At 75.2% G+C, this 4,278-nt stretch carries 2 protein-coding genes; both read left to right on the forward strand.

The genetic code is table 11. From position 1 onward, the window contains the following. A partial coding sequence (locus IEJ02_RS47510) for a beta-ketoacyl reductase (RefSeq protein ID WP_191070462.1) occupies positions 1-2,441 on the forward strand: 2,441 nt, incomplete at its 5' end. Positions 2,442-2,495: 54 nt separating this feature from the next. Beyond that, positions 2,496-4,278, forward strand: a 1,783-nt coding sequence (locus IEJ02_RS47515; RefSeq protein WP_191070463.1) for a type I polyketide synthase, incomplete at its 3' end; no start/stop codon positions are given.

Here is a 4,278-nt window from a genome sequence, read left to right on the forward strand (position 1 = left end):
CGCTGACTCCCATGGTCGAGCAGACCGTCGATGACGCGTCGGTGGTCCCGGCCTCTCGACGCGACCGGGACGAAGCGACCACCCTCATCACCGGATTGGCACGCCTCCATACCAACGGTGTTCCCATCGCCTGGGAGGAGTTCTTCGCCGGAACCGGCGCCCGCCGCATCGACCTCCCCACCTACGCCTTCCAGCGGCAGTGGTACTGGGCGGACCCGCCCGCGTCCCCCAAGACGGGCACGGCCGCCGACCCCGTTGACACCGCGCTCTGGGAAGTGCTGGGAGACGCGGACACCGCCTCGCTGGCGCAGCGGCTCGGTGTCGAGGCGACGGCGCTCGGCGAGGTTCTGCCAGCGCTGTCGGAGTGGCGGCGGAGCGAGGCGGAGCAGGCCGTTCTCGACTCGTGGCGGTATCGGGTCGCGTGGCGTTCGCTGAAGGACCTTCCGTCGGCCCCCCTCAACGGGACGTGGCTGGTCATGGTCCCGGGGGTGGTGGAGCGGAGCGGGCTCGTCGGCGCGGTCACGGAAGTGCTGGCCGAGCGGGGCGCGGATGTCGTGCCGGTCCAAGTGTCCGGCTCCGACCGGGCGGAGCTCGCCGCGACGCTGCGCGAGCGCGCCGCGGCGGCGGCGCCTGCCGGGGTGCTGTCGCTGCTCGCCCTGGACGACCGGGAGCACGACCGGTACCCGGTGCTCACCGTCGGGCTCGCCGACACGGTCACGCTCGCGCAGGCCCTCCAGGACGCGGGTGTGACGGCGCCCCTGTGGTGCGTGACCCGCGACGCGGTGGCCGCCGAGCCGGGCCGGGAGGTCGTGAACGCGCGGCAGGCGGCGGTGTGGGGGATGGCGTCGAGCATGGCACTGGACCACCCGGACATCTGGGGCGGCGTGATCGACGTGCGGCTCGACGACGACCCGGGCCCGGACACGGAGCCCGCGCCGGCGCTGCTGTCGGTGCCGGTGTCGCGGCTGTGCGACGTCCTCGCCGGATCTTCGGGGGAGGACCAGGTCGCGCTCCGTGCGGGCGCGGCGTACGGCCGCCGGCTGGTCCGCGCCGAACCGTCCGGCGCCCCGGCGCATGGCACGCGGTGGCGGCCCGCCGGGACGACGTTGATCACCGGTGGGACGGGCGGGCTCGGCGCACACACCGCGCGGGTGCTGGCCGCCGTCGGCGCGGAGCATCTGCTGCTCGCCAGTCGGCGCGGCCCCCGCGCCGAGGGCGCGGCGGAACTCGCCGCGGAGCTGGAGGCCCGCGGCGCCCGCGTCACCATCGCGGCCTGCGACGTCGCCGACCGCGACGCGCTCGCCCGCCTGCTGGACGCGGTGCCGCCGGACGCGCCGCTGACCACGGTCGTGCACGCGGCCGGGGCCGGGCAGCGCATCGCCCCGCTCACCGACCTCGGCCTCGGCGACTTCGCCGACGCCGCGCACGCCAAGGTGCTCGGGGCGTCACACCTCGACGAGCTGCTGCGGGACCGGCCGCCGCTCGACGCCTTCGTGGTGTTCTCGTCCGGGTCGGCGATCTGGGGCAGCTCGGGGCAGGCCGCGTACGGGAGCGCGAACGCCGTCCTGGACGCGGTCGCCCAGCGGCGCCGCGCCCTCGGACGCCCCGCGACGGCCCTCGCCTGGGGACCCTGGGACGGCGGGCTGGTGGACGCGGAGCTCGCGGCGATCCTGCGGCGCGTCGGCACGCCGCCGATGGCGCCGGAACGCGCCGCCGAGGCGTTCCGGCAGGCGCTCGCGGACGGCGCCGGTGAACTGGTGGTGGCGGACTTCGACTGGCCGCGGTTCGCGCCGACCTACACGCTCGCCCGGCCGAGGCCGCTGCTGGACGCGCTGCCCGACGCGCGGGAGGCGCTGGACGCGGCGTCCGGCGGAACCGGAGCGGAGGAGGGCGGGGCCGGGGCGGCGGCCGCGGCGGAGCTGGCGGCGCGGCTCGACGGCCGCCCGTCCGCCGAGCAGGGCCGGGTCCTGCTGGACCTCGTCCGGACTCACGTGGCGGCGCTGCTCGGATACGACGACCCGCGGACGCTTGACGCCTCCCGCCCGTTCGATGACCTCGGCTTCGACTCGGTCGCCGCGGTCGACCTGCGGACGAGGCTCGGCGCCGCGACCGGCCGCCGCCTACCGAGCACGATGGTGTTCGACTACGCCACGCCCGCCGCGCTCGCGGAGTTCCTGCGTGCGGAGCTGCGCGGGGACGGCCGCGACGCCACCGGCACGGCCGGGGTCCTCGCGGCGCTCGACCGGATCGAGGGGGCCCTGACCGGGCTCGCGCCCGGCGAGATCGAGGACGCGGGGGTCGGGGCGCGGCTGAACGGCCTCGCCGCCAAGGTCACCGAGATCCTCGGTCGCACCGCCGAAGCGCCGGTCGGCGACCGCCTGGAGACGGCCTCCGCGCAGGACGTCTTCGACTTTATCGACAACGAGCTCGGAATCTCCTGAGCCGGCGGCGGCAGGCCGTTCCCCGGACCATCCAGAAGGACGCGTGAGGAACCGATGGCGAACGACGAGAGGCTTCTCGACTACCTGAAGCGGGTCACCGCCGACCTGCACCAGACCCGCCGCCGCCTCCAGGAGGTCGAGCGCCGAGACCGCGAACCCATCGCGCTCATCGCGATGAGCTGCCGGTACCCGGGTGGGGTGGGCTCGCCGGAGGACCTGTGGCGGCTCGTGTCCACGGGCGGGGACGCGATCAGCGCGTTTCCGTCCGACCGGAACTGGGACCTCGACCGGTACGCCGCCGAGGTGGCGGTCGGCGCCGGCTCGGAGCCGGACGCCGCGGGCGCCACCGCCGTGCTGGAGGGCGGCTTCATCGAGAACGCGGGCGACTTCGACCCCGGCTTCTTCGGGATGAGCCCCGCCGAGGCGCTTGCGACCGACCCGCAACAGCGGCTCCTGCTGGAGGTCTCCTGGGAGGCGTTCGAACGCGCCGGGATCGACCCCCGCTCCCAGCGGGGCCGTGACGTCGGCGTGTTCGTCGGGTCCGGCATGCAGCTCTACCGCGACATCGAGGGCGACCCCGAGGTCACCGAGACCTACATGGCCACCTCCGGCGCCGCGTCGGTGATCTCCGGCCGGGTCGCCTACACATTCGGTTTCGAGGGCCCCGCCATCACTCTCGATACGGCGTGCTCGTCCTCCCTCGTCGCGATCCACCTGGCCGCCGAGGCGCTGCGCCGCCGCGAGTGCGGCCTCGCGCTGGCGGGCGGCGTGATGGTGACGTCCACGCTCGCGCCGTTCGTCGCGTTCAGCCGCCAGCGCGGCCTCGCGCCGGACGGCCGCTGCAAGGCGTTCTCCGACTCGGCGGATGGGACGTCCTGGTCCGAGGGCGTCGCGGTCGTGCTCATGGAGCGGCTGTCCGACGCTCGGCGCAACGGTCACGAGGTGCTCGCGGTCGTGCGCGGCTCGGCGATCAACCAGGACGGCGCGTCCAACGGGCTGACCGCGCCGAACGGGCCGTCGCAGCAGCGGGTGATCCGGCAGGCGCTGGCGGCGGCGGGCGTGCCCGCGTCCGAGGTGGACGCGGTCGAGGCGCACGGGACGGGGACGACGCTGGGCGATCCGATCGAGGCGCAGGCGCTTTTGGCGACCTATGGGCGGGAGCGGCCGGAGGACCGCCCGCTGTGGCTGGGGTCGCNGCGGCCGGAGGACCGCCCGCTGTGGCTGGGGTCGCTGAAGTCCAACATCGGGCACGCGCAGGCGGCGGCCGGTGTCGGTGGCGTCATCAAGATGGTCATGGCCATCCGGGAGGGCGTCCTCCCCGAGACCCTGCACGTCACGCGGCCCAGCACGCACGTCGACTGGACGGCGGGGAACGTCAGGCTGCTGACCGAGCGCATCGACTGGCCGGAGAACGACCATCCGCGCCGGGCCGGGGTGTCCTCGTTCGGCATCAGCGGCACCAATGCCCATGTCATCCTCGAAGCCGCCCCGGCGGAGCAGCCCCCGGAGGAGGAGCCCGCGGCGGAGGAGCCCACTGCGGACGCGAGCCAGCCCGCGCTCCTGGCGGACCCCTCAGGGATCATCCCGCTGCCGGTCTCGGGCACGACCGCCGCGGCCCTCCAGGAGCAGGCGGGACGGCTCGCCTCCTTCCTCCGGGACGGGCGCGCCCGTGACCCGCGCGATATCGGCCACGCCCTCCACACAGGACGCACCGCGTTCACCCACCGCGCCGTCGTCCTCGGCGGAACCCGGGACACCCTCCATTCCGGCCTGGACGCGCTGGCCGTCGGTGACCAGCACCCCGGTGTCGTCACGGGGTCGGTTGTTTCTGATTCGG

This window comes from Streptomyces sp. 5-10 (assembly GCF_014712245.1).
In the GTDB taxonomy this organism is placed as follows: Bacteria; Actinomycetota; Actinomycetes; order Streptomycetales; family Streptomycetaceae; genus Streptomyces; species Streptomyces violaceusniger.